This is a genomic window from Embleya sp. AB8, from assembly GCF_049739465.1.
GTDB lineage: Bacteria > Actinomycetota > Actinomycetes > Streptomycetales > Streptomycetaceae > Embleya.
In genome coordinates this window covers 115,452-132,976 of the sequence record NZ_JBMHHY010000026.1, presented here as the reverse complement: position 1 = coordinate 132,976, position 17,525 = coordinate 115,452, and the positions used below count along the sequence as shown (strand labels likewise).

The 17,525-nt window shown below is 70.4% G+C and carries 18 protein-coding genes; 16 read left to right on the top strand and 2 right to left on the bottom strand.

Features of this window, described 5'->3' with window-relative positions; genetic code table 11:
- Positions 1 to 5: 5 nt before the first annotated feature.
- From tilS to ABIA38_RS33780, 9 genes are all read left to right on the top strand, one after another.
- Positions 6 to 986: a tRNA lysidine(34) synthetase TilS gene (gene tilS / locus ABIA38_RS33820; RefSeq protein WP_424642734.1), complete on the top strand. Its 981-nt coding sequence runs from the start codon at positions 6 to 8 to the stop codon at positions 984 to 986.
- Positions 987 to 1,031: 45 nt separating this feature from the next.
- Positions 1,032 to 1,598, top strand: coding sequence for a hypoxanthine phosphoribosyltransferase (gene hpt / locus ABIA38_RS33815; RefSeq protein WP_078979398.1), 567 nt, complete (start codon positions 1,032 to 1,034; stop codon positions 1,596 to 1,598).
- Between the two features lie 306 nt (positions 1,599 to 1,904).
- The gene (gene ftsH, locus ABIA38_RS33810) at positions 1,905 to 3,959 is read left to right on the top strand and encodes an ATP-dependent zinc metalloprotease FtsH (RefSeq protein WP_424642733.1); all 2,055 of its coding nucleotides are present in this window, start codon (positions 1,905 to 1,907) and stop codon (positions 3,957 to 3,959) included.
- A 2-nt stretch (positions 3,960 to 3,961) separates the two neighbouring features.
- Positions 3,962 to 4,567, top strand: coding sequence for a GTP cyclohydrolase I FolE (folE, locus tag ABIA38_RS33805; RefSeq protein WP_424642732.1), 606 nt, complete (start codon positions 3,962 to 3,964; stop codon positions 4,565 to 4,567).
- A 108-nt stretch (positions 4,568 to 4,675) separates the two neighbouring features.
- Positions 4,676 to 5,560: a dihydropteroate synthase gene (gene folP, locus ABIA38_RS33800; protein WP_424642731.1), complete on the top strand. Its 885-nt coding sequence runs from the start codon at positions 4,676 to 4,678 to the stop codon at positions 5,558 to 5,560.
- Positions 5,557 to 6,021 carry a nuclear transport factor 2 family protein gene (locus ABIA38_RS33795; RefSeq protein ID WP_078976561.1) on the top strand — a complete coding sequence of 155 codons (465 nt, stop codon included), beginning with the start codon at positions 5,557 to 5,559 and terminating at the stop codon, positions 6,019 to 6,021. The genes folP and ABIA38_RS33795 overlap by 4 nt, the downstream gene beginning before the upstream one ends.
- 193 nt (positions 6,022 to 6,214) lie before the next feature.
- Positions 6,215 to 6,577, top strand: a complete 363-nt coding sequence (folB, locus tag ABIA38_RS33790; protein ID WP_424642758.1) for a dihydroneopterin aldolase — start codon at positions 6,215 to 6,217, stop codon at positions 6,575 to 6,577.
- Positions 6,574 to 7,125, top strand: a complete 552-nt coding sequence (gene folK, locus ABIA38_RS33785) for a 2-amino-4-hydroxy-6-hydroxymethyldihydropteridine diphosphokinase (RefSeq protein ID WP_424642730.1) — start codon at positions 6,574 to 6,576, stop codon at positions 7,123 to 7,125. Before folB ends, folK begins: the two co-directional genes overlap by 4 nt.
- The gene (locus ABIA38_RS33780) at positions 7,122 to 7,586 is read left to right on the top strand and encodes a DUF3180 domain-containing protein (protein ID WP_424642728.1); all 465 of its coding nucleotides are present in this window, start codon (positions 7,122 to 7,124) and stop codon (positions 7,584 to 7,586) included. The genes folK and ABIA38_RS33780 overlap by 4 nt, the downstream gene beginning before the upstream one ends.
- 81 nt (positions 7,587 to 7,667) lie before the next feature.
- On the opposite strand, the gene ABIA38_RS33775 is transcribed toward ABIA38_RS33780, so the two are convergent.
- Complete coding sequence (locus tag ABIA38_RS33775; protein WP_424642727.1) at positions 7,668 to 8,816, bottom strand: ABC transporter ATP-binding protein; 1,149 nt, start codon at positions 8,814 to 8,816, stop codon at positions 7,668 to 7,670.
- A gap of 179 nt (positions 8,817 to 8,995) precedes the next feature.
- On the opposite strand from ABIA38_RS33775, the gene ABIA38_RS33770 reads away from it, so the two are divergent.
- The 4 genes from ABIA38_RS33770 (at position 8,996) to ABIA38_RS33755 (ending at position 12,910) form a co-directional block, all read left to right on the top strand.
- Positions 8,996 to 9,736, top strand: a complete 741-nt coding sequence (locus tag ABIA38_RS33770) for an ABC transporter permease (protein ID WP_424642757.1) — start codon at positions 8,996 to 8,998, stop codon at positions 9,734 to 9,736.
- Complete coding sequence (locus ABIA38_RS33765) at positions 9,733 to 10,407, top strand: ABC transporter permease (protein WP_424642726.1); 675 nt, start codon at positions 9,733 to 9,735, stop codon at positions 10,405 to 10,407. The genes ABIA38_RS33770 and ABIA38_RS33765 overlap by 4 nt, the downstream gene beginning before the upstream one ends.
- A gap of 50 nt (positions 10,408 to 10,457) precedes the next feature.
- Entirely contained in the window at positions 10,458 to 11,357 is a 900-nt protein-coding gene (locus ABIA38_RS33760; RefSeq protein WP_424642725.1) for an ABC transporter substrate-binding protein, read from the top strand.
- A 212-nt stretch (positions 11,358 to 11,569) separates the two neighbouring features.
- Positions 11,570 to 12,910 carry a hypothetical protein gene (locus tag ABIA38_RS33755; RefSeq protein ID WP_424642724.1) on the top strand — a complete coding sequence of 447 codons (1,341 nt, stop codon included), beginning with the start codon at positions 11,570 to 11,572 and terminating at the stop codon, positions 12,908 to 12,910.
- Positions 12,911 to 13,009: 99 nt separating this feature from the next.
- Here ABIA38_RS33755 and ABIA38_RS33750 read toward each other — a convergent pair whose 3' ends face one another.
- Positions 13,010 to 14,161 carry an NADH-quinone oxidoreductase subunit D gene (locus ABIA38_RS33750; RefSeq protein ID WP_424642723.1) on the bottom strand — a complete coding sequence of 384 codons (1,152 nt, stop codon included), beginning with the start codon at positions 14,159 to 14,161 and terminating at the stop codon, positions 13,010 to 13,012.
- Between the two features lie 69 nt (positions 14,162 to 14,230).
- On the opposite strand from ABIA38_RS33750, the gene ABIA38_RS33745 reads away from it, so the two are divergent.
- From ABIA38_RS33745 to ABIA38_RS33735, 3 genes are read left to right on the top strand one after another with little or no spacing between them, the layout of a single operon-like run.
- On the top strand, positions 14,231 to 14,728 hold the full coding sequence (locus ABIA38_RS33745) for a PH domain-containing protein (protein WP_424642722.1): 498 nt from the start codon (positions 14,231 to 14,233) through the stop codon (positions 14,726 to 14,728).
- Positions 14,725 to 16,107, top strand: a complete 1,383-nt coding sequence (locus ABIA38_RS33740) for a PH domain-containing protein (protein ID WP_424642721.1) — start codon at positions 14,725 to 14,727, stop codon at positions 16,105 to 16,107. The genes ABIA38_RS33745 and ABIA38_RS33740 overlap by 4 nt, the downstream gene beginning before the upstream one ends.
- 36 nt (positions 16,108 to 16,143) lie before the next feature.
- On the top strand, positions 16,144 to 17,397 hold the full coding sequence (locus tag ABIA38_RS33735) for a CaiB/BaiF CoA transferase family protein (RefSeq protein ID WP_424642720.1): 1,254 nt from the start codon (positions 16,144 to 16,146) through the stop codon (positions 17,395 to 17,397).
- Positions 17,398 to 17,525 lie beyond the last annotated feature (128 nt).

Here is a 17,525-nt window from a genome sequence, read left to right as displayed (position 1 = left end):
GAGCCGTGGGACCCCATCCCGCCGTGGCCGCCACCAGGCTGGCCGTCCGCAAGACCCTGCGCGAGCTGCAACCGGGTGATCTCGTCCTGGTGGCGTGCAGTGGTGGCGCGGACTCGTTGGCGCTCGCCGCCGCCACCGCGTTCGAGGCCCCGCGCGCGGGGTTGCGGGCCGGCGCCATCACCGTCGACCACGGGCTCCAGGCGGGTTCCACCCGGCGGGCCGTGGACCTGGTCGCCCGGCTGCGTGACCTGGGCCTGGGGCCGGTCGACGCGCTCGGCGTCACGGTCGGCACCCGGGGCGGCCCCGAGGGCGCCGCCCGGCTGGCCCGATACACCGCGCTCGACACCGCCGCCGGCACCCACGGCGCCGCGCTGGTGCTGCTCGGGCACACCCTCGAGGACCAGGCCGAGACCGTGCTGCTCGGGCTCGCCCGCGGCTCCGGCGCCCGCTCGCTGGCCGGCATGCCGCCGTTGACCGGCCACTACCAGCGCCCCTTCCTGGAACTGGGCCGCGACATCACCCGGCAGGCCTGCGTCGCGCAGGACCTGCTGCCCTGGGAGGACCCGCACAACGCCGACCCCGCCTACACCAGGGCGCGGGTGCGGCACGAGGTGCTCCCGGTCCTGGAGAAGGCGCTCGGCCCCGGGGTCTCCGAGGCGCTCGCCCGGACCGCGCGGCTGTTTCGCGACGACGCCGAGGCGCTGGACCAGTGGGCCGACCGGGCCCAGGCCGATGTCACCCACGGTGAGGGCGAGCTGGAGGTGGCCGGCCTGGCCGAGTTGCCCGCCGCGGTCCGCCGCCGGGTGTTGCGCCGCACCGCGGTCGGCGCGGGAAGCCCCTCCGGCCTGTTGTTCGCGCGCCATGTGGAGGCGGTGGATCGGCTGGTCATCTCCTGGCACGGCCAAGGACCCATCCACCTGCCCGGGGGCGTCGAGATACGCAGGCGGTGTGGCAGGCTTCTCTTTCACCGGCCGGCGCAAACCTGACCGGTGAGTGCGGGCTTCGTCGAAAACTTCGTAGTAAGGCATGTGGTGGACGAGAAGGACATGGGCGCCGACCTCGAAAGGGTCCTCGTCACGCAGGAGGAGATCGAGGCGAAGCTCGTCGAGCTGGCCGAGCGGATCGACGAGGACTACCGAGGTCAGGACCTGCTCCTCGTCGGTGTGCTCAAGGGCGCGGTGATGGTCATGGCCGACCTCGCCCGGGCCGTGCACTCGCCGGTCAAGATGGACTGGATGGCGGTGTCGTCCTACGGCTCCGGCACCAAGTCCTCCGGCGTGGTGCGCATCCTCAAGGACCTCGACGCGGACATCGCCGGTCGGCACGTCCTGGTCGTCGAGGACATCATCGACTCGGGTCTGACCCTGTCGTGGATGCTCGCCAACCTCACCTCCCGCGGTCCCGCCTCGCTCGAGGTGTGCGCGTTCTTCCGCAAGCCGGAGGCGGCCAAGGTGGACATCCCGGTCAAGTACGTGGGCTTCGACATCCCCAACGAATTCGTGGTGGGCTACGGCCTCGACTACGCCGAGCGCTACCGCAATCTGCCGTTCGTCGGCACACTGGCCGAGCACGTATACGGTGGTTCGAAGCCGACCTGACCCGCTCGGGCACACGGATTCCGCCTTCGGGTTCGCCCGATCGACATCCGGTGACGGCATCCGGGAACAAGGGGAACGTTTCCCCTCGTTGGAGGGTGCGTCGGGGGTCGTCACACGAAGGCGCGGATCGCGAGTGAACGCGCGGCGCGTTGGCGTGCGGACGCCCGGTGTACCGTCTAACGCAGTGACATCCGATCAGCACGGGCGACCGTGCCGGGCGATACCGGACAGGCAACGTACCCGGGGCCATGAGGCGTCCGGGTCAAAAGTCGGCAGGAGGGACGGGGCGTCTGCTGCCCCGCATCGATGGACGTCAAGCGCTATTTCCGCGGGCCGGTCATGTGGATCGCGCTGGCCGTCATTGCTGTGATCCTCCTGATGCAGCTCGTCTCCTCTTCGAGCGGCTTCAAGGGTGTCGACACCGGCAAGGCGATCCAGGCGATCCAGAACGACCAGGTCAAGTCAGCCAAGCTCATCGGCGGCAACGACCAGTCACTCGAGCTCACCCTGATCGACGGGGTGAAGGTCGACAAGCACAACAAGATCAAGACCTCCTACATCGACGAGCAGGGCGTGGAGATCCAGCGCCTGCTCCAGTCGAAGTACGAGCAGGGCAAGATCCAGGACTCGTACACGGTCAAGCTCAGCAAGCAGAGCACGATCGTCAGCATCCTGTTCTCCCTGCTGCCGTTCGTGCTCATCGTCGTGGTCTTCCTGTTCCTGATGAATCAGATGCAGGGCGGCGGCTCCCGAGTGATGAACTTCGGGAAGTCCAAGGCCAAGCTGATCTCCAAGGACACGCCGAAGACGACCTTCGCCGACGTGGCCGGCGCGGACGAGGCGGTCGAGGAGCTCCACGAGATCAAGGAGTTCCTCCAGGAGCCCGCCAAGTTTCAGGCGGTCGGTGCCAAGATCCCCAAGGGTGTGCTGCTCTACGGCCCGCCCGGAACCGGCAAGACGCTGCTCGCCCGCGCGGTCGCGGGTGAGGCCGGCGTGCCGTTCTACTCGATCTCCGGCTCCGACTTCGTCGAGATGTTCGTCGGTGTCGGTGCCTCCCGGGTGCGCGACCTGTTCGAGCAGGCCAAGGCCAACGCGCCGGCGATCGTCTTCGTCGACGAGATCGACGCGGTCGGCCGGCACCGCGGCGCGGGCATGGGCGGCGGTCACGACGAACGCGAGCAGACGCTCAACCAGCTCCTGGTCGAGATGGACGGCTTCGACGTCAAGGGCGGCGTGATCCTGATCGCCGCGACCAACCGGCCCGACATCCTGGACCCGGCGCTGCTGCGGCCGGGTCGCTTCGACCGGCAGATCGCGGTCGACCGGCCCGACATGCAGGGTCGCTGGGACATCCTCAAGGTGCACGCCAAGGGCAAGCCGGTCACCGAGGACATCGACCTCAAGGCCGTCGCGCGGCGCACCCCCGGGTTCACCGGCGCCGACCTGGCGAACGTGCTCAACGAGGCCGCGCTGCTGACCGCCCGCGCCGACGCCAAGCTGATCGACGCACTGGCGATGGACGAGGCGATCGACCGGGTCGTGGCCGGGCCGCAAAAGCGCACCCGGATCATGAGCGACAAGGAAAAGAAGATCACCGCGTACCACGAGGGCGGCCACGCCCTGGTGGCCCACGCGCTGCCGAACACCGACCCGGTGCACAAGATCACCATCCTGTCCCGGGGTCGGGCGCTCGGCTACACGATGGTCCTGCCGGAAGAGGACAAGTACTCCACCACGCGCAACGAGATGCTCGACCAGCTCGCCTACATGATGGGCGGGCGCGCGGCGGAGGAGCTGGTCTTCCACGACCCGACCACCGGTGCCTCGAACGACATCGAGAAGGCCACCGGTCTGGCCCGCTCGATGGTGACCCAGTACGGCATGACCGAGCGGCTGGGCGCGATCAAGTTCGGCAACGACGGTGCCGAGCCCTTCCTGGGTCGTGAAATGGGTCACCAGCGCGACTACTCCGAAGAGGTCGCGGCTATCGTCGACGAAGAGGTCAAGAGGTTCATCGAGACCGCGCACAACGAGGCGTGGGAAATTCTCATCGAGAACCGCGACGTGCTGGACAACCTGGTGCTGGAGCTGCTGGAGAAGGAGACCCTGGACAAGGCCCAGGTCGCCGAGATCTTCGCACCCGTCACCAAGCGCCCGGCCCGCCCGGCGTGGACCGGCTCCAGTCGGCGTCAGCCGTCCAGCCGACCCCCGGTCATGACGCCCCGCGAGCTCACGCTCTCCGGCGGTGGCAGCGACAACGGGATTCTCAACGGCGGCTCGACCTCTGCGACGGGCACCACGACGGGGTCCGGTGGGGCGGTAGCGCACCCCGAGCCGCCGTCCGATACTCCGGAGATTTGAACGTGACGATCGACCCGGTCACCTACGACGGTCGCGCAGTGGGTGAGTTCGACCAGGATCGCGCCGAGCGCGCGGTTCGGGAGTTGTTGCTCGCGGTCGGGGAGAACCCCGACCGCGAGGGTCTCAAGGACACCCCGGCGCGGGTGGCCAGGTCGTATCGGGAGATCTTCGCGGGCCTGCGCCAGGAGCCGGAGGACGTGCTCACCACGACCTTCGACCTCGGCCACGACGAGATGGTCCTGGTCAAGGACATCGAGGTCTACAGCACCTGCGAACACCACCTGGTCACCTTCCACGGGGTGGCGCACGTCGGCTACATCCCCTCGGAGGACGGGCAGATCACCGGGCTGTCCAAACTGGCCCGGCTGGTCGACGTCTACGCCAAGCGGCCGCAGGTACAGGAGCGGCTGACCACGCAGATCGCCGACGCGCTGGTGAACATCCTGCGCCCGCGCGGGGTGATCGTGGTGGTCGAGTGCGAGCACCTGTGCATGACCATGCGCGGCATACGCAAGCCGGGTGCGCGCACACTCACCTCGGCCGTGCGCGGTCAACTGCTCAACGCGGCCACTCGGGCCGAGGCGATGAGCCTGATCCTGAGCCGGTAGCCACATCGAAGCGCACCGTCGCGGGACGCGCGGGCGCCGATAACAAGTCGCGACGCAGTAGTCAGGGGTTGACCGGGCAGCGCCCGGTCAACCCCTACTCTGTTCCCCATGACAGCGACGACCGGCCCGCGACATCGGGCTCCCGACCGCCTGCCGAGGGTGCGCGGCCTGCCCGAGTTCGGCCGGTGCGCGGTCATGGGTGTGGTCAATGTGACCCCCGATTCGTTCTCCGACGGCGGTTTGTGGTTCGACTCGAAGGCCGCCATCACGCGTGGACTCACGCTGCTCGACCAGGGCGCCGACCTGATCGACGTGGGCGGCGAGTCGACCCGGCCGGGCGCCGGTCGGGTGGACCGGGACGAGGAACTGCGCCGGGTGGTGCCGGTGGTGCGCGAGTTGGCCGCGGCCGGCGCGGTGGTCAGTGTGGACACCACCCGGGTCGAGGTGGCGAGCGCCGCCGTCGAGGCCGGGGCGCGCCTGGTCAACGACGTCAGCGGCGGGCTGGCGGATCCGGCGATGGCCGCCTACGTCGCGGACAGCGGTGTGCCGGTGGTGGTCATGCACTGGCGCGGGCACTCGCACGGGATGCAGGAGCACGCGGTCTACGCCGACGTGGTCGCCGAGGTGCGCGCGGAGCTGGCCGAGCGGATGGACAAGGTGGTCTCGGCCGGCGTCCACCCCGACGCGATCGTGCTCGACCCGGGCCTGGGCTTCGCCAAGACGGCCGAGCACAACTGGCCGCTGCTCGCCCACCTGGACGCGCTGCACGAGCTGGGTCGCCCGCTCCTGGTGGCCGCGTCCCGCAAGACCTTCCTGGGGCGGCTGCTCGCCGCCGAGGACGGCACACTGCGCCCGCCCCGCGGGCGCGACGACGCGACGGCCGCGGTCTCCGCACTGGCCGCCGCCGCGGGCGCGTGGGCCGTCCGTGTGCACGAGGTGCCCGCTTCGCTCGACGCGGTCAAGGTGGCGGCTGCCTGGCAGGAGGCCCGATGAACCCGATCGACGACCAGACGTCGCCCGAGGCGGACGCGGTACGCGAGGTCAACCTCGCGCTGTGGACGGCCGTCGAGGAGGGCGACATCGACGCCCTCGGCGCGATCTGGGCCGACGGCGCCGACGCGCCGAGCGTGACCTGCGTACATCCGGGCTGGCCCGCGCTGCACGGACGCGCGGAGATCCTGCGCTCGTACGCGCTGATCATGGCCAACACCGCGTATGTGCAGTTCTTCCTGACCGATGTCGAGGTCAAGCTGGCCGGCGAGGTCGCGGTGTTGTCCTGCACGGCGAACATGTTGACCGGGATGGCCGAGGAGGACGGCGGTGACGAGACCGGCTTCGCGGGCGGCCGGGCGGTGGTCACCAACGTCTTCCGGCGCACCCCGGCGGGCTGGCGACTGTGGTTGCACCACGCGTCCCCGGTGATGGCGGAGGTCGACGCCGAAGAGGAGATCTGATCGCTCCCGACCGCTTTCCTACGGCGTTCGGGTGGGTTCCGGGCACCCGGCCGAGCGAACCTGTCGGGACCGCTGGGTACATTCGTACCGCACAGAGGTGGTCCGGCCGTCGGCGCGACCGCCCCTCGACAGGTCGTCGACCGGCCGCTCGGGGTGCGCAGTGATGGGATACGCGCCGAGGAGGCGACTGATGCTGGACCGCGTCGCGCTGCGGGGGCTGAAGGCCCGCGGCAACCATGGAGTGTTCGCGAAGGAACGCGAAGAGGGACAGACCTTCGTGGTCGACGTCGTGCTCGGGGTGGACACCCGGCCGGCCGCGCGGTCCGACGACCTCACCCTCACGGTGCACTACGGCGAGGTTGCCGAGGACGTGGTCGGCGTCGTCCAGGGCGACGCGGTCGACCTGATCGAGACGCTCGCGCAGCGGATCGCGGATGTGTGCCTGGCCCGGCCGCTGGTCCAGGAGGTGGAGGTGATCGTGCACAAGCCCGACGCGCCGATCACCGTCCCCTTCGACGACGTGACCGTCACCATCGTGCGGAGGCGGGACGCGTGAGCGAGATCGAGACCGAGACCACCGCACAGCGCGCGCAGCTGAGCTGGAGCCGGGTCGTGCTGGCCCTCGGGAGCAACCTGGGCAACCGCCTGGAGACCCTCCAGGGCGCGATCGACGAGATCGCCGACACCCCGGGGGTGACCCTGCTGCGGGTGTCCCCGGTCTACGAGACCGACCCGGTGGGCGGCCCCGAGCAGGACACCTACTTCAACGCCGTGGTCGAGGTGCGCACGCTGCTCACCCCGGAGCTGATCCTGGAGCGGGCCAACTCGATCGAGGAGGCCTTCCAGCGGGTCCGGGTCGAGCGCTGGGGTCCACGCACGCTGGATGTGGACGTGATCCGCTTCGAGCACGTGGTGCAGGACGACCCGCACCTGACCCTGCCGCATCCGCGCGCGCACGAGCGCTCGTTCGTGCTCGCGCCGTGGCACGACATCGACCCCGAGGCCGAGGTACCGGGCCACGGCCGGGTCGCCGACCTGCTCGCGCGGGTGGGCCTGGCCGGCGTACACCGCCGTGACGACCTGGAGCTGACCGCAGACCGATGAAGCCCACGCGCCCGCTCGTCCTGCTCGCCCTCGCGCTGGGGGCGGGCGGCATCGCGTATGCCGGAATCGACCTCTGGGACTCGCGCGGCACCCCGCCGGTGGTCCCGATCCTGGCCCCGATCGTGCTCCTGTGTCTGGCCGCGATCGCGCTGGCCACCGCGATCTCGCTGCGTTCGCGTCTGAAGGCCCAGCGCGAACGCCGCCCCACCGCGCGCCCGGTCGACCCGCTGGTCGCCGCGCGAGCGGTGGTCTTCGCCAAGGCGGGTTCGCTGGTCGGGGCACTGGTGGTCGGCCTGTACGGCGGCTACGCCCTCTACCTGTCCCACTTCCTGGAAGTGACCGAACGCGCCGCCCAGGCCGAACGTTGCGCCCTGTCGGTGGGCGCCGGAGCCCTCCTGATCGGCGCGTGCCTGTTCCTGGAACGGATACTGCGCGTCCCGGAGGACCCCAAGGAGAAGTAACCCGGGCTTTATTCACCCGGGTCGAGCAATTCCAGCCCGTCCGGCGTTTGCGGACAGGAGCCTCGGCCGCACGGCTCGGGCTCAGCCCTCGATCGTATCGAGCACGACATCCGCGAGCGGGATGTCCCGCTCCTCCGCACCGATCGACCGCCGCAAGGCCTCATGCAGCCGCGCCGGCGTGAGCACGCCGACGAACCGGTCCCCGTCCACGACGGCGATCCACCCCGCATCGTGCTGAAGCATCTCGCCGAACGCCTGCTTCAGCGACGCCCGCACCGGCACCCACGCCTCCATCCGCCGGGCCCGATCGCGGACCGTACCGGTGCCCACCCGATCGTCCACCCAGCCGTGCAGGTCGCCCTCGTCGTCGAGTACCACGGCCCAGCGCGAACCGGCCGCGCGCAGCTTGGCGAGTGCCTCCGGCATCGGATCGTCCAGCCGCACGATCGGCGGCAGTTCGAGGTCCTCGGGGGTGATCTCGGTCACCGACAGCCGCTTGAGTCCCCGGTCCGCGCCGACGAAGTCGGCCACGTAGTCGTTGGCCGGCGCGCCCAACACGCTGGACGGTGTGTCGAACTGCTCGATGTGCCCGCCCATCGAGAAGACCGCCATCCGGTCGCCGAGCCGGACCGCCTCCTCGATGTCGTGCGTGACGAACAGGATCGTCTTGCGCAACTCCTGCTGGAGCCGCAGGAATTCGGTCTGCAGCCGCTCGCGCACCACCGGGTCCACCGCGCCGAACGGCTCGTCCATCAGCAACACCGGCGGATCGGCCGCGAGCGCCCGGGCCACCCCGACCCGCTGCCGCTGCCCGCCGGAGAGCTGATGCGGGTAGCGGTCGCCGAGCTTGGCCGGGTCCAGGCCGACCAGTTCGAGCAGTTCGATACCGCGCGCCTTGGCCTTCTTCCGCTCCCAGCCCAGCAGGCTCGGCACGGTGACGGTGTTCTCCAGCACGGTCCGGTGCGGGAACAGGCCGCCGGACTGGATCACATAGCCCATCCGCCGACGCAGCTTGACCGGGTCGGCCCCGGTGATGTCCTCGTCGTCCAGGAAGATCCGCCCGGAGGTGGGCTCGATCAGCCGGTTGACCATCTTCATCGTGGTGGTCTTGCCGCACCCGGACGGGCCGACCAGGGTGACCAGCTCGCCCGTGGCGACCTCCAGGGACAGTTCCGCGACCGCCTCGGTGCCGTCGGGATACCGCTTGGTGACGCGGTCGAGCCGGATCATGGGGACCCTCCGGGGGCATGGCAGGCGGTCGTGGCAGGTGTGTGGCAGGTGTCCGGAGACCCGGATGTTTCCGGTCCCCCAGGGGTGGCAACGTACCCGGGCGGTCCCGTTCACACACCGGGTGTGTCCGCCGTCACGGGATTGTTGTCGGACCCCTGGGGTACTGTCCGGCCGTGATTGTGGCCTCCGGTGACTGCCTGAAGCGCAACTCGTGGGTCTGCGGGAAGTACTTCGACGAGTACTCCGGGGAGATCACCACCGCGTTGCGCGAACACATCCATCTGACCGTCGTCTCGGTGGCGATCGGGTTGCTCGTCGCGTTCCCGATGGCCTTGGCGGCCCGGCGGTGGCGGCTCACGGGCAGCGTGCTGCTCGGCTCGACGACGATCCTGTACACGATTCCCTCGCTGGCGATGTTCGCGATCCTCCAGCCGTTCACCGGCCTGACCGAAACCACGGTCATCATCGGCCTGGTGCTCTACTCGTTGACCATCCTGGTCCGGAACATGCTGGCCGGGCTCAACTCGGTGCCGCCGGACGTGGTGGAGGCGGCGAAGGGAATGGGCTACGGGCCCGGCCGGCTGCTGTTCCAGGTCGAACTGCCGCTCGCGCTGCCCGCGATCATGGCCGGCGTACGGGTGGCCACCGTCTCCACCGTGGCGCTCACCACGGTCGGCGCGATCGTCGGCTCGGGGGGTCTGGGCAACCTGATCTACTCGGGCATCGACACGCTGTTCAAGGCCCAGGTGCTGACCGCGTCGGTGTTGTGCGTGGCCCTGGCGGTGGTCGCCGACCTGCTGTTGCTGGGCGTACAGCGGTTGTTGACGCCGTGGGAGCGGGCGGGCGGACGCAAGCGCCGGTTGCCGTTCGTGTCCGCGCCGACCGCCGAGGTCGACGTACGAGCGGGGGCGGCGGCGTGAACGCGCTCGGCGACGCGTGGGATTGGTTGGCCACCGGCTCCAACTGGAGCGGCGAGAGCGGGGTGTGGAATCGGCTCACCGAACATGTCGTGCTGACCGTGGTCTGTGTGCTGATCGCGGTCGCCATAGCGCTGCCGATCGCGCTGTGGCTGGGCCATCTGGGGCGCGGCGGCGCGCTGGCGATCAACATCTCCAACATCGGGCGCGCGATCCCGACGTTCGCGGTCCTGGTGCTGCTCGGGCTCAGCCCGATCGGCATGGGCGACACCGCGACGATCATCGCGCTCGTGCTGTTCGCGATCCCGCCGGTGCTCACCAACGCCTATGTCGGCATGCGTGGAGTGGACCGGGACGTGGTCGAGGCATCGCGTGGCATGGGCATGACGGGCGGCCAGATGTTGTTCCGGGTCGAGCTGCCCCTGGCACTTCCGTTGATCATGACGGGAATTCGCACGTGTGCCGTGCAGGTTGTGGCCACGGCAACACTCGCGGCACTGGTCGCGGGGGGCGGTCTCGGGCGCATCGTCACGGCGGGTTTCGACCTGCAGGACAACGGTCAAGTGGTGGCGGGGGCAATTCTCGTCGCCGCGTTGGCTCTGGTGGTGGAGGGTTTGTTCGCGCTCGTGCAGCGGTTCACGGCCCGCACACCGCGTGGCGGGGTGACCTCGTGAGAACGGAAAGGGCGGTGCATCGCATGTTCATGCGGCGCGGTAGGACTGGCATGACGGTTGGCGCGGCGGCGGGACTCTCGCTGGTATTCCTGGTGGGCGCGACGGGTTGTTCGTCCTCGGACAGCGGTGGCAAGACGGTGGTCGGCTCGGCCGGTTTCACCGAATCGGAGATCCTCGCGCAGATGTACAAACAGTTGCTCGACAAGGGCGGGCAGAGCGCGAGCATCAAGACGGTGAAGAACCGCGAGCTCTACGAACCCGAGTTGGAGAAGGGCAATATCGCGGTGGTGCCGGAGTACGCGGCGACCATGGCGGAGTTCCTCAATCGCAAGAAGAACGGCCCGACCGCGACCCCGGTCGCGTCGGCGGACGTGACGGCCACGGTGGCCGCGCTGAACACGCTCGCGGGTCCGGTCGGGCTCAAGACCGGTACCCCCGCCCAGGCGGTGGACCAGAACGCGTTCGCGGTCACCAAGGAATTCGCCGCGAAGAACAACCTGAAGACCCTGTCCGATCTGGGTCGTTCCGGCCTCTCGGTGAAGATCGCGGCCGGTGAGGAATGCAAGACGCGGCCCTTCTGCGCGCCGGGCCTGGAGAAGACGTACGGCATCAAGGTCGGTGGCGTGGACCCGCTCGGCGTCGGTACCACCGCCGCCAAGCAGGCGGTCAAGGACGGCAACGACCAACTCGTGCTGACCACGTCCACCGACGCGACGCTCGACCAGTTCGGCCTGGTCCTGCTGGCCGACGACAAGAAGCTGCAGAACGCGGACAACGTCATCGCGGTGGCCAACACGGACAAGGCGGCCAAGATTCTCCCGATCGTCGACAAGCTCGCCCCGATCCTCACCACCGAAGACCTGACCGCACTCGACAAGCAGGTGGACGAGGATCGCAAAAAGCCGGCCGACGTGGCAAAGGCGTACCTGAAGTCCAAGAACCTGATCTGACATTGCATCACCTCAACCGCCGGCCGGCGTTTCGCAGGCAACTCGCCTGAAGCACAGGCAATTTCAGCCCGGCCGGCGTTTGAGGCCACACTTGAGCCCGGCCGGCGCTTGAGGCCGACCCAAGCCAAGTCCCACCCACCGAAAGCAAAAATCCCGCGCCCACGGCAACCCCCGCACCGAGGCGAACCCCGTCTGCGCGCTAACGTCTCTACATGCCCCGTGGACGCCATCGCTCGGTCTCGACCGCCACACGCATATCCCTGCTTGCCGCCATATGCGCACCGGCGCTCGTCGCCATCGTGTTGGCGGCCGTCGCGGGAGGTGCGACCACCCTTCGAATCGCCGTGCTGCTCGGGGTGGCGTCGGCCGCCGGCGCGATTGCGTGGGTGGTCCGCGGCAGCACCGCGCACCATCGGCGGCTGGCCGAGGAGACCATCGCGCGGCGTCGAGAGCGTGAGCGCATGGCCGAGGAACTGCGCGCGGCCAACGAGCGGGCCGGTGAGCACGAGTTCGCCCTGCACCACATCGGCGGCGAATTGGCCGCCGCGCACCTGGTGTCGCGTCCGCAACAACTGACCCCGGATCTGTTCGCGCGCGGCGCGGCCGTACTGGACCTGCTGGACCGCCGCGCCGGCGAGGCGCGCCGCACCGCCCCGTCCATCGTCCCGGCCGTACGCCGCCCGCCGGTGTCCTCGCCGGACCTGGTGCCGGCCTACGCCGCGTCGATGTTCGGCCCGGCGGCCCAGCCCCGCGCCGCCGACCCGGCGCCGATGCGCCCGGCCCCGGCGAGCGAGCCGGTACCGGCCGCCGACCGCCGCCCCGCGCCGACCGCCGCGCCGACCCCGGCCCGTGCCGCCGAGCCCGCGCCGATCGCCCGCGAGGCCGCGCCGATCGATCCTCCCGCCGCGCCGCTCGCGCCGCCCACCGAGCTGATCCGCACCCCCGCGCCCGAGGTCGCCCCCGCCGCCGCGGTCGAGGCGCCCGTGGTCGCTGCCGTCGAGGCTCTCGCCGAGGCGCCCGCCGAGGTGCCCGCGTCCGGTGAAACCGCCGAGGTGACCCGGATGGTTCGGGACAAGGTGCTCGAAGTGACCCGCCGGGTGGCCGACTCCGGGGCGTCCGGGCGGTTCGACTTCTTCGCGCCGCGCGTCGACCCGGCCGAGCCGGAGGCCACCGGCTTCCTGACCGACGAGCTGTTCGGCTCCGACGCGCGCTACGACGCCCTCGTGGCCGGCCGCCCGCACGACGAGACGTCCGACGCCGAGTCGCCCGACGGCCCGATCGAGCCGACCCGGGCCGAGCCCGAGGTCGCCGCCGCGCCGGACCCGGTGGTGGACGACATCGAGGCCGACCGGATCGCCGACCCGGTCCGCGCCGAGGAGACCCCGACCGTCCAGCCCGCACCGGTGCACCGCGGCCACGGCGTGCGATTCGCCCCGGCCGAGGCGGGCCGGTCCCGCCCGGGGGTGCCGCAGCCCAAGCCGCTGCCGGTGGACCTCACCGCGCACGACGACACCGAGGAAATCCCCCGGATCGACATCCGCAAGCACGCCTGATCGAAGCCCGGACCCGCGACCAGCACCGCCTGAGCCGAGCCCGGACCCGCAGCAGGCACAGGCACGCCTGAGTCGGGCCCGCGCCCGCCCGCCGCGGACCTACTTGTCGATGTCGCCCACCACGAAGAACAGCGACCCGAGCACCGCGACCATGTCCGCGATCAGGCAGCCCGGCAGCAGCTCGGTCAGCACCTGCACGTTGTTGTAGGACGCCGAGCGCAGCTTGAGTCGCCACGGCGTCTTCTCGCCGCGCGAGACCAGGTAGTAGCCGTTCAGGCCGAGCGGATTCTCCGTCCATGCGTAGGTGTGGCCCTCGGGCGCCTTGAGCACCTTCGGCAGTCGCAGGTTCACGGGACCCTGCGGGAGTTCGTCGAGCCGATGGCAACACGCGTCGGCGAGGTCCAGGCTCACGTGTACCTGTTCCAGGAGGCACTCGAACCGGGCCAGGCAGTCGCCCTCCTGCCGGGTGACCACGCGCAGCACGTCGGTCAACTCGCCGTAGGCCAGGTACGGCTCGTCCCGGCGCAGATCGAAGTCCACCCCGGACGCGCGCGCGACCGGCCCGCTGACCCCGTACGCGGCCACCTGAGCCGGCGTCAGCACACCCACACCGCGGGTGCGGGCGCGGAAGATCTCGTTGCCGGAGACCAGGGCGTCCAGTCCGGCCAGCCGGGTGCGGACGGTGTCGATCGTGTGCCGTACCCGCCCGGTCCAGCCCGCGGGCAGGTCCTCCTTGAGCCCGCCGACCCGGTTGAACATGAAGTGCATCCGGCCGCCGGAGATCTCCTCCATCACCGCCTGGATCTCCTCGCGTTCGCGGAACGCGTGGAAGATCGGGGTGATCGCGCCCAGCTCCAGCGGATACGAACCCAGGAACATCAGGTGGTTGAGCACCCGGTTCAGCTCGGCGAGCAGCGTGCGGGCCCACACCGCGCGGCGCGGCACCTCCATGCCCAGCATGCGCTCCACCGCGAGCACCACCCCCAGCTCGTTGGCGAACGCGCTCAGCCAGTCGTGCCGGTTGGCGAGCATCACGATCTGCCGGTAGTCGCGGACCTCGAAGAGCTTCTCGGCCCCCCGGTGCATATAGCCGACGATCGGCTCGGCGGAGACGATCCGCTCGCCGTCGAGCACCAGGCGCAGTCGCAGTACGCCGTGCGTGGACGGGTGCTGGGGCCCGATGTTGAGCACCATGTCGGTCGTGTCGAGCTGGTCGGCGCCGATACCCACGCCCACGGTCCTGGCGGTCATGGAACCCGAGTGTGCCAGTAGTCGTGTACTGCTTCGTACCCTTGTCCGCGCACCTGGGAGGGTTGGCCCATGAAACCGGCCGATGACGCTCTGGCTCCCCCCGACCTCGACTGGCGTTCCGTCTCGGAGCAGCTCTACACGATGCGCCGCGCGCTGTTGCTCGGGGTCTGCGCGCTGCTCGCGATCCTCGGCGGCGGGCTGCTCGGCTGGCTCGTCGCGTGGTGGGCCGGGCTGGTGCCGGTGCTCGTGGCGATCGGGGTCGGCGCGTGGGGTGTGCCGGCGATCGGGCGCAACCAGCGTTCCTGGCGCTACGCCGAGCGGGCCGACGACCTGCTGATCGAGCACGGCGTGTTGTTTCGTCGGTTGGTCGTGGTGCCGTACGGGCGGATGCAGTTCGTGGACGTGGCCGCAGGTCCCCTGGAGCGGCGGTTCGGGATCGCCACGGTGACCCTGCACACCGCCTCGGCCTCCTCGGACGCGGTCGTTCGCGGGCTGCCGCCGACCGAGGCCGGCCGGTTGCGGGACCGGCTCGCCGCGCTCGGCGAGGCCCGATCGGCGGGGCTGTGAGCACGGGGACCGAGCAGTCGCCGGCGCCGCCGGTCGGGCCGCCCGGCGAGCCGCGTCGGCTGCACCCGCTGACCCCGCCCGCGCGCGGCTGGGTGGTGATCGCGGCCTGTCTGGGCGTGGTCGTGCACAACTTCAACTCCCAGTGGGCGACCCCGAGTCGGCTGATCATCGGGCTCGGCGTACTGATCCCGCTCGCGCTCGGCTACGGCTATCTGTCGTGGTGGTTCACCACGTTCCGGATCGAGGGCGACGATCTGCGCCTCGACTCGGGGGTGGTCTTCCGCCGGACCCGGCATGTGCGGTTGTCCCGGCTTCAGGCCGTGGACGTGGTACGTCCGCTGGCCGCCCGGCTGTTCGGGCTGGCCGAGCTGCAACTCCAGGTGGCCGGCGGGGACAAGGCCGAGGCGAGCCTGTCCTTCCTGGGCGAGGCCGACGCGCAGCGGTTGCGGGCCGAACTGCTCGCCCGGGCGGCGGGGGTGCGGCCGGATGTGGGGGAGGCGCCGGAGCAGGCGCTGGTGTCGGTGCCGCTGTCGGCGGTGGTCGGCTCGGTGCTGCTGTCGCTGGGTACGTGGGCCGCGCTCGCGCCGAGCCTGGTGGTGCTGTTCCTGGCCGTCGTACTGGCCGAACCCGCCATCGTGTTCGGCACGGTGCCGCTGTTCCTGGCCGCGTGGCAGTTCACCGCGGGACGGGTGATCCGCAACTTCGACTTCACCGTGGCCCGCTCGCCGGACGGTCTGCGCCTGCGCCACGGCCTGCTCGAACAGCGACACCAGACGGTGCCGCCCGGTCGGGTCCAGGCGGTACGGATCGCGCAGCCGTGGTTGTGGCGGCTGCGCGGCTGGGTCCGGGTGGAGATCAATGTGGCCGGCTACGGCGGCCGGGACGGGGACAAGAAGGAGACGATCCTGCTGCCGGTGGCGCCGCGCGAGGTCGCACACGGGCTGCTCGGACAGATCCTGCCGGGTGTCGACATCGACACGATCGAGCTGATTCCGGCCCCGCGCCGGGCCCGTTGGCACGACCCGGTCGGCTGGTCGGCGTACGCGTACGGGGCGGACGCCGAGGTGTTCGTGGCCCGCAGCGGCCGCTTCCACCGGATCCTGGACGTGATCCCGCACGCGAAGGTACAGAGTGTGCGGCGCACCCAGGGACCGTGGGAGCGCCGACTCGGCCTGGCTACCGTGCACCTGGACTCGACCCCCGGGCCGGTACACGTCAAGGCGGCCCGCCGGGACGTGGCCGAGGCCGAGGCGATGGTGGCCGAACAGGCCGAGCGCTCGCGCACCGGACGTCGCGAGGCGGGTGCGGAACGCTGGATCCAACCGGCATCTGACAGTTCGTCAGGTTCCACCTCTTCCCTCGACGGAGGTGCCCGTTAATATCTGACGCATCGTCATATTCGCAGGGAGGCAACGATGAGTCAGGTCGAGTCGAAGGGTGGGGCCCCGCTCGCGGGGGTGCGCATCATCGAGTGTTCGATGCTGGGACCGGCCGCGATCACCTCGTCGTTGGTGGACCTCGGCGCCGAGGTGATCAAGATCGAGCCGCCGCAGGGGGACTACATCCGGGACATGACGTGGCCGATCGTGGAGGGCTCCTCGCTGATGCACCTCCACGTCAACCGCGGCAAGAAGTCGCTGGTCCTGGACCTGCGCAAGCCCGAGGCGATCGAGACGTTCAAGGCGCTGGTCAAGGACGCCGACGCGGTGATCGAGGCGATGCGGCCGGGCGGGCTGGCCCGGCGCGGGATCGGCTACGAGGACCTGAGGAAGATCAACCCGAGGATCGTCTTCTGCACGATCTCCGGCTACGGCGCGACCGGGCCGTATCGGGACATGCCCAGTCACGGGGTGGCCTACGACACCTGGGCCGGCGTGGTGAAGCCGGCGATCGACGAGGACGGCTTCCCGTACCTGCCCGAGCACGCCTCGATCGGCATCCACGCGGGTCCGATGTTCGGCGCGCTCGGGGTGCTCGCGGGGATCATCCGGGCCCGGGCCACCGGCGAGGGCAGCGTGATCGACATCGCCCAGTCGGACGCGGCGGCGTCGATGGACTGGCTGCGCAGCGAGACCTGGAAGGCGTACGAGCGCCCGGAGTCCGAGGTGACCGGGAACAAGTCGGACGGCTACCGGCGGCGGGCGCCCGGTACGGGTGGGATGGAGAAGGGCGTCCGGTACCAGATCTACGCGACCAAGGACGACCGGCACGTGTTGTTCATGGCGTCCGAGCAGTCGTTGTGGAAGAACTTCTGCGAGGCGGTGGATCGGGCCGACCTGTTCGAGCGCTGGCCGGGGTCGAAGTACGCGGACCACGCGGTCGGCAACGTCGAACTGCGCGGGATTTTGCGGGACATCTTCGCGACGCGGACGGCGCGGGAGTGGATCGAGTTCGGCAACACGGCGAACACGCCGATCGCGCCGGTGAATACGCCGCAGACGATCGCCGAGGACCCGCAGTTCCGGCACCGCTTTCCGTGGATCGGGCGGGAGCGGCTCGGGGCGGAGCAGTTGCCGTCGCCGATCAAGTTCGTCGGCGAGACGCTTCCGGTGCCGGAACGGGCACCTGCGGTGGGCGAGCACAGTGCGGCTGTCCTGGCGGATTTGCTCGGGTACGACGCGGCTCGGATCGATGCGCTTCGGGCTGCGGGGGCGCTGGGCGACAGCTGACGGGTGGCCTCATGCGCCGGCCGGGCTTTTGGCCTCAAACGCCGGCCGGGCTGATTTGGCCTCATGCGCCGGCCGGGCTGAAAGGTGGCCTCAAACGCCGGCCGGGCTGGTTGTGTGCGCCCGTTGGG